5 protein-coding genes are annotated in these 6,892 nt (G+C 40.7%); 1 reads left to right on the top strand and 4 read right to left on the bottom strand.

The genetic code is table 11. The annotated features are described in order from the left end of the window. Positions 1–665: 665 nt before the first annotated feature. The 3 genes from nadR to serB form a co-directional block, all read right to left on the bottom strand. Entirely contained in the window at positions 666–1,892 is a 1,227-nt protein-coding gene (gene nadR, locus BM329_RS11250) for a multifunctional transcriptional regulator/nicotinamide-nucleotide adenylyltransferase/ribosylnicotinamide kinase NadR (protein WP_092553140.1), read from the bottom strand. A 394-nt stretch (positions 1,893–2,286) separates the two neighbouring features. Next, complete coding sequence (radA, locus tag BM329_RS11255; protein WP_092553142.1) at positions 2,287–3,672, bottom strand: DNA repair protein RadA; 1,386 nt, start codon at positions 3,670–3,672, stop codon at positions 2,287–2,289. Positions 3,673–3,737: 65 nt separating this feature from the next. Beyond that, the gene (gene serB / locus BM329_RS11260) at positions 3,738–4,715 is read right to left on the bottom strand and encodes a phosphoserine phosphatase (protein WP_092553144.1); all 978 of its coding nucleotides are present in this window, start codon (positions 4,713–4,715) and stop codon (positions 3,738–3,740) included. Between the two features lie 115 nt (positions 4,716–4,830). Here serB and BM329_RS11265 point away from each other — a divergent pair, with 115 nt between their 5' ends. Next, complete coding sequence (locus BM329_RS11265; RefSeq protein WP_092553146.1) at positions 4,831–5,490, top strand: YtjB family periplasmic protein; 660 nt, start codon at positions 4,831–4,833, stop codon at positions 5,488–5,490. Positions 5,491–5,824: 334 nt separating this feature from the next. Here the strand turns inward: BM329_RS11265 and dkgA are convergent, their stop codons facing one another. Then, positions 5,825–6,655 (bottom strand): 2,5-didehydrogluconate reductase DkgA, encoded by an 831-nt coding sequence (gene dkgA / locus BM329_RS11270; protein ID WP_092553148.1) that lies wholly within the window; start codon positions 6,653–6,655, stop codon positions 5,825–5,827. Positions 6,656–6,892 lie beyond the last annotated feature (237 nt).

Here is a 6,892-nt window from a genome sequence, read left to right on the forward strand (position 1 = left end):
ATTAGGTTAAAAGATTAAAGCTTTTTCCTTAACATATGCTGCCTAAATTCATTCACAATAACACTAATATCCTTATAGCATTGTGCGAATAAAAATAGTTTATACTCGAAACATCTTAGCTAAAAATACACTCATCTTATGTCAATTATTATTTACAATGACTATATAATACATGAGATGTTTCCTAAACTTAGAATAAAAATAAAGAATATTAATTATGACTACAACAAAAACTGAGTTAAATAAAAATAGTATAAATTCTTATGTATTTATTCCAATTTGGTAATAAGGAAAAAAGTCATTATATGCTTCATTAATGTTTTAATATTATTTTTACATTGCCTCCATTACTGATTAAATACACCTATATTATTTATGGGTTTATTAATGACTAATAAATTTTATATAAATAAGTCAATGGGTCTATTCATTAAATGACTTATTTCTCTATAATTCAAGTTAAAACAGTAAATTTTTAGCATCAAAAAATATTATTATCACAATTTATTTTATTACCGCATGTAAAAAATAACCACAATGAACATTTAATTAACCGTTAATACGAAATAAATACATAATGATAAAAGTTACTATGGAAAGTAAATCATTATCCAATTAATAGTGATAATAATATAAGGCTAATCTATTTTATAGATAAATGTTAGTTACTCCATTAACATACGTTGAACCAGTTCAACACAACTTAAAAAACGTTGATCATAGTTTGGTGAATTGACATAAACATAATTGATGTTATTTATCTTCAACAAGCACTCAAGTAAATATTGAAATTCCTTGCGATCCCGCTGAGTGCCTAAACTCCTTAAACCATCAGCCACCCAAGGAGTATTGTTTTCTAAAAGAATAACTAAATCAAACCGATATTCATCAATCATTGCCTGAACAAATGGGTGTTCTTTTCCTTCATAGCGTTTGCAAAAGGCTTGTGTTGTAACAAAATCAGTGTCAATAAATGTAACTTTGTTGGCATATTTAACTGAAAAATCAATATATTGAGCTTGACCTAATGCAATTTTATCGTAATCCGAATATTGTAAGGCCATTTCATCTCCCCCTAAATGGGAGAATACGTATTCACGCCCATATTCCCATGCGCTGGTGGTGTTAAATATATTGGCCAGCTTATTCACCAATGTTGATTTTCCACTCGACTCTCCACCCAGAATGGCAACAGTACGCACGAAAAATGGCTTTACTTCCGTTGGAATATACTCCCAATAGCGGAAAGGAGCCTGACGAATTTGGCTGCCACTGATGTTCATAAATGAGCGCTGTGGGTCAATGAGCACGGTTTCAATGCCGAAATACTCCTTATAGCGGGCAGCATCCTGCTCTTCACTGGAATAGATGTAGTTAGGATTGATCCCTTTTCCTGCCATAAATGCTTTTACACCTTGACTCCACGCCTTCCAGCCATTTGGGTAAGGTTCCAGCCCGTGTTCATCAAATGCATGGATACAAATGTTTTTTTGATACTTGAACGTTTGTAATAACCATCTCAAACGGTCACTTACAGTGGGTTGCTGAGACATCGAACTATTGATAAATAGCTCACGATCGCGAACTTCATCAAAACAAAGAACAACGTGTAATTCGTCAACTTGACTGCACGCGCGTTGAATCAAATAAATGTGTCCGGTATGCAACGGGTAAAATTTACCAAACACAACACCAACTGTTTTCTTTTCCATGGGATACGCCAATCCTAGATATTGATGGAGGGAAGCAAGTTTCTGTGCGCTCGGGCTTTTTATTTTGTTGTTAATAAGCTGACTTAAGTAACCTTTTGTCATGCCACTGGCATCAGCAACTTGCTGTAACGTATAACCTGTCTGTTTGATGGCTTCTTTCAAGTAGTTAAACTGTCCCATATAGCCCCCTTGGTGTTTAATATACTAAACAAAATAACATGTTTATCGTGAAAGTAAAAATAAAAGTGGTTGTTTATTGATGTTTTGGGATGAGATACTGTCATTTTGGTGATTGTAGAAAGTGAAAATCAGATAATCAGGGGTATGTATAAAATAAGAAAGACAAATACTAAATTATCAGCTTAATTGCAATATGTCTGCTGCATATTTATAAGTTTTTTTCCTATCGCTATATAATAATACATATGACCATTGGTGGTTTGAATAAACGAAATAATATGGTAAGTAACTCACTGATTTTTTATTGCCTGCCTCATTTAGTATGATGAGGTCAGGCAAATAATATGTTCAGCAATTAAGAAAAAACTTAGGTCTTCATGTAATAATCAACAAATTAATCATCCAGCTCATCTAAAATGGATAAAGCATCAGCTAGTTTCTTGACTCCAAATACTTTCATATCTGGTAATGCTTTTTTCGGCATATTAGCGTGGGGCACAATAGCTCGTTTAAAACCGTGTTTGGCGGCTTCTGAAATACGGTCCTGACCGCTGGGGACGGGACGAATTTCTCCTGCCAGCCCCACTTCACCGAATACCACCAAATCACGGGGTAAAGGACGATTGCGGAAACTGGAAACCAAAGAGAGCAATAACGCGAGGTCGGCACTTGTTTCCGTTACCTTCACACCACCTACAACATTAACGAAAACATCTTGGTCAGCCATTTGTAAACCGCCGTGTCGATGCAAAACCGCCAGCAGAATAGCCAGCCTATTTTGTTCAAGCCCGACTGCTACGCGACGTGGGTTTGACATCATGGAATGGTCTACGAGTGCCTGAATTTCAACCAGCAAGGGACGAGTACCCTCCCATACAATCATGACGGAACTGCCCGCTGTAATTTCATCACCACGGCTCAGGAAAATGGCAGAAGGATTATTCACTTCCCGTAATCCCTGTTCAGTCATAGCGAAAACACCCAACTCATTTACAGCACCGAAGCGGTTTTTATGGCTGCGGAGAGTACGGAAGCGGGAATCTGCCTCGCCGTCCAGCATGACGGAACAGTCTATACAATGCTCGAGCACTTTAGGGCCGGCCAAGGAACCATCCTTTGTCACATGACCAACCATGATAATGGCAACGCCACGGGTTTTGGCAAATCGGGTGAGGTATGCTGCTGTTTCCCTGACCTGCGCTACACTGCCCGGCGAAGATTGAATATCTGCCATATGCATGACCTGAATTGAGTCAATTACCATGAGCTTTGGTTGCTCTTGCTCTGCAATCAAGCAAATTTGTTCAATGCTGGTTTCTGACAACATGTTCAGTTTATCGGTCGGCAACCCTAACCTATGTGCCCGCATTGCCACCTGCTGCAATGATTCTTCACCCGTCACATACAGGGTTTTCATCTGAGCCGACAACTGGCACATGGTTTGTAAAAGCAGGGTACTTTTCCCCGCGCCGGGATTACCACCAATCAAAATGGCACTACCGGGAACCACTCCTCCACCGAGAACGCGGTCAAATTCTTTAAACCCGGTTGAAAAGCGCGGTAATTCTTCCAGACTAATCTCTGAAAGTTTTTGAACCTTACTGATTCCTGTATCACCGGCATAACCGCTGAAACGTTCATTGCGAGAGGATGAGGCTGCGGCCAAACGTACTTCCGTAATGGTATTCCATGCGTGGCATGCGGTGCATTGCCCTTGCCAGCGGGGATAATCCGCGCCACATTCGTTACAGACAAATACTCGTTTTGCTGCTTTTGCCACTTTCTCCTCCCTTCATATGATGACTTTTTGGCTCAAACTGAAATTAACACCTATTGGGTATTCCATTAACGCTCTTCGTGTTTCAAGCCACCACTCAAAACACACAAAACTCCCATCAAATCACCATGCCGAATAGAAACCTTAGCCTGAGCATATACCTTAGGTTTTGCATGATAAGCAATGCCCAACCCGGCTTTACGGATCATTTTCAGATCATTGGCACCATCCCCAATGGCAACGGTTTGGCTCAATGGAATACCCAATTCTTTTGTCAGTCTTATCAACGTGGTTGCTTTATATTTTGCATCGACAATAGGTCCTTTGACCTTGCCGGTCAGTTTGCCATCTTTTACCTCAAGCTGGTTAGCGACAGCAGCAAAAAGACGTAGCTTCTGGCGAAGACTATCGGCAAAGTATGTGAAGCCGCCAGATGCAATTGCGACATGCCAATCCAGTGATTGCAACTTGCGAACAAGGCTGGTTAGCCCCGGCATAAGAGGGAGTGTTTCCATTACTTGCTGTAAGATTGAGGCATCAGCGCCTGCAAGTTGGGCTACTCGTTCATGCAGGCTTTCTGAAAAATCCAGTTCGCCTTGCATCGCACGCTCGGTGATTTCAGCCACTTTATCGCCAACTCCCGCCAAACGAGCAATTTCATCAATACACTCGATCTGGATAGCGGTTGAATCCATATCCATTACTAACAGACCGGGTGAACGCAGACGCGGGATCTGTCCCAATGGAACAACATCCAGACGACATTCATCTGCCAATCGTTTAATGCGAGGAGAGAGACTGCCGGCAATACGGACAACTTGATAATCATCAATACGCCATGAAGATACGACTACAATGGCTGCGCCAAGACAGTGCTGAAAATTGCTGATGCGCTGTTTATCCAAACCACGCCCATACAGCAACCAACCGCTATCTCCGGCCCGGTAATCCAGTGGCATAACTTCATCACCACTGAGAGATAATGGTAACCCGGGCCATTTATGGATCTCATCCGGTAAGTAGCGATAAGCCAGATTATTCGACATGTACATTGACTCCTGTAATTCCATGTAATTTTGGCAAGCAAAAAACGCTTTTCAAACTATCCTATCAATACTGCATTTGGCAACATGTGCTTTTTGAGCATAGGATGGGATAACTATGATAAAAGCAAAACTAAAGTTTCGACTGCACAAAACGGCTATTATTTTAATATGTATAGCATTGCTGGTACTGCTAATGCAGGGGGTTTCCTATTTCAGCCGTTCTCAGCAGCAGGCTCATATGGATCAGTTTGAAGAACTGGCGAAAACATTGGCAAAACAGGTTGCATTCAGCTTGTCTGATTATATGGAGAATGGCAGTAAAGATCTTAATAATAAAAAAATTGTAGCTAACTTGGACTATCTGACGAACAAAAGCCGTATTTTAGATGCCAGTGTTTATTTGGAGAATGGAACACAGATAGCACGGAGTGGAGAACCGATTTCGGTCCGTGAACGATTATCATTGGAAGGTAAAAAATCCAGTGGTTACTTTAACCAACAGATTGTTGTACCGATACCCGGGGAAAGCCATCCAAAAGGTTTTCTTCGCCTGACACTAGATACTCACAGATTAGCAACGGAAGCTAAGCAGGTTGATAACACCACTAACTTACTCAGGATCATGATTTTGTTATCTCTGGCAATTGGCTTTATTCTGGCCCATAGCTTACTGCAATTGACTCCCAGCCGCTGGCAACAATCACCCTATCTTTTGACCGCGAATACCAAATCTTCTAATGAAGAAGAAACGAAAGGCGAAAATCCTCAACGGTAAGGCCGGATTATCGTTGGGTGAAGACAGCCTCTTTGTTGGCTGTGCTCGCTCATCCCGGTCACATAGTTATCTATTCTCCACGGGGATTTGCTCTCTTGCCGTCGCGATGCAACTTGAAATCCATTGGGTATAGTTACTATTGGAAATATCGATTTAATCAATGAATTATGATGATTTAACGGCATCTGTTACCTTGATATGCGTACCTGAATCCTGCTAAAAAACAGGATTCAGATCAGTTGAAATAGTTTGAATGGGGTGAGTGGATATAAATTTGAGTTTTCCAGATAGACTTATTTTACGTTGAGTATTTTTTAAATTGGTTAATTTTTTTTCAAAATTGATTGTAAGTATCAGGATTTGGTCCTATTCGCTTACCTATATCTAATTCAGCCATGGCAGTGAGATCTTCTTTCTCCAGTCTAAAATCAAACACATCAAAATTTTCTTTAATGCGAGAAGGCGTAACAGATTTAGGAATAACAATCATGCCGCACTCAAGATGCCAACGAATCACAATCTGCGCTGGTGTTTTACCATATTTAATTGCTAGCCGTTCAACTAGCGATGAGTCAAAGACACCTTTTCCACCACGAGATAGCGGACTCCAGGATTCAGTTGTAATGTGATGAGTTGCATTCCATGAGTGAAGCTGCCGTTGCTGCATCAGGGGATGCAATTCAATTTGGTTGATAACAGGAATCACGCCGGTTTCTAACATCACGTTTTGCAAATGCTTAATATGGAAATTACAAACACCAATGCTGCGAACCAGCCCTTCCTTTTTCAGCTCAATAAGCTGTTTCCAAGCATCGACGTAATGATCCTGCTCGGGAACAGGCCATTGAATGAGATAAAGATCAACATAATCCAGTTGGAGTTTATCCAGACTTTCCTGTAGTGCAGTGCTGACATCCAGATGACGATTATTCCAAAGTTTCGTGGTAACAAAAATTTCGTCTCGAGGGATATCACTTTCTTTTAAGGCTTTTCCTACACCTGTTTCGTTATGATAAATTGCCGCTGTATCAATGGAACGATAACCCACTTCTAACGCGGTGTGGATAGCCTTAACGACTTGTTCATTACTCGCTTGCCAAACCCCAAGCCCCAGTTGTGGCATATGGTTATCATCAACGAGTTTAATAATTGTTTGCTGACCCATTCTAACCTCCTGACTGACGAGTAGCATGTGGACAAATCCTGCGCAACTCCGGTATCTAAAAAACCATTCGGTGGGTGTAGTGTAAAGTTTTGCATAATGATAACGCCCTTACTAACAGAATCATGTAATTCTTTGACTATACTAGTACTACAGCCGTAATTGTTCTGTAAGCCGATGATCTTCCCGGCGACGATAATGACATTGTTGTGCCCGGTATTGATGCCGTCGTCGCCAGTC

Source organism: Xenorhabdus koppenhoeferi, assembly GCF_900116635.1.
Lineage (GTDB): Bacteria > Pseudomonadota > Gammaproteobacteria > Enterobacterales > Enterobacteriaceae > Xenorhabdus > Xenorhabdus koppenhoeferi.

Excerpts from the sequence above, each read along its gene's own strand:
- serB (WP_092553144.1), bottom strand. The coding sequence starts at position 4,715 with ATGTCGAATAATCTGGCTTATCGCTACTTACCGGATGAGATCCATAAA.
- nadR (WP_092553140.1), bottom strand. The coding sequence starts at position 1,892 with ATGGGACAGTTTAACTACTTGAAAGAAGCCATCAAACAGACAGGTTAT.
- dkgA (WP_092553148.1), bottom strand. The coding sequence starts at position 6,655 with ATGGGTCAGCAAACAATTATTAAACTCGTTGATGATAACCATATGCCA.
- BM329_RS11265 (WP_092553146.1), top strand. The coding sequence starts at position 4,831 with ATGATAAAAGCAAAACTAAAGTTTCGACTGCACAAAACGGCTATTATT.